The sequence below is a fragment of the Salinisphaera sp. G21_0 genome (assembly GCF_017744115.1).
In the GTDB taxonomy this organism is placed as follows: Bacteria; Pseudomonadota; Gammaproteobacteria; order Pseudomonadales; family Endozoicomonadaceae; genus Endozoicomonas.
The window spans coordinates 1-538 of sequence record NZ_JAGHQW010000284.1 but is presented as its reverse complement, the minus strand read 5'-3'; the positions used below and the strand labels follow the sequence as shown (position 1 = coordinate 538).

1 protein-coding gene is annotated in these 538 nt (G+C 36.8%); it reads right to left on the bottom strand.

The genetic code is table 11. The features are described from left to right. Nucleotides 1–213 precede the first annotated feature (213 nt). Nucleotides 214–538: MarC family protein (locus J7439_RS26085; protein WP_286198524.1), on the bottom strand; the 325-nt coding region annotated here is incomplete at its 5' end.

Sequence of the window (538 nt, the reverse complement as noted above, 5' to 3'; positions counted from 1 at the left end):
CAGACGTCCGTTGGAATTTATTTCTAGTTCACAAGCCAGTGATAAGATAGTTGTTGAAATAGCCGTCAGTCCCTATCAGTGCTATGTTTTCTTTAAACGGCTTTGTAGGTCTAAGCTTCGTTAGCACTACAAAGCGTCTGGCTAACGAAGTTTAGTAATTCATTTTCAACCTTTGGCAATATAGATACTGCCAAAAACTCTGTAATTTAGACATTACGTCAGATGACTTACAGTTTCCAAAACACCCACTATCAACATTTGAACACCAATGACTGTCAAAATTAATCCCATTAATCGCGTAACAATATCAAGCCCACCTTTTCCAATCAGTGCCATTATCTTAGAGCTAAATATAAAGCAAAAGAAAGTTATCAGACACAAAAGAGCAAAAATAGAAATAGTCATCAAAATTCTGGTTAACTCACCAGATGCAGAATAATTCATAGCTGTTGCAATGGTTCCCGGCCCTGCAAGTAAAGGTACTGCTAAAGGTGAAACTGCAATATTTTCGAGATTACTTTTATGACTGGACTGTAAA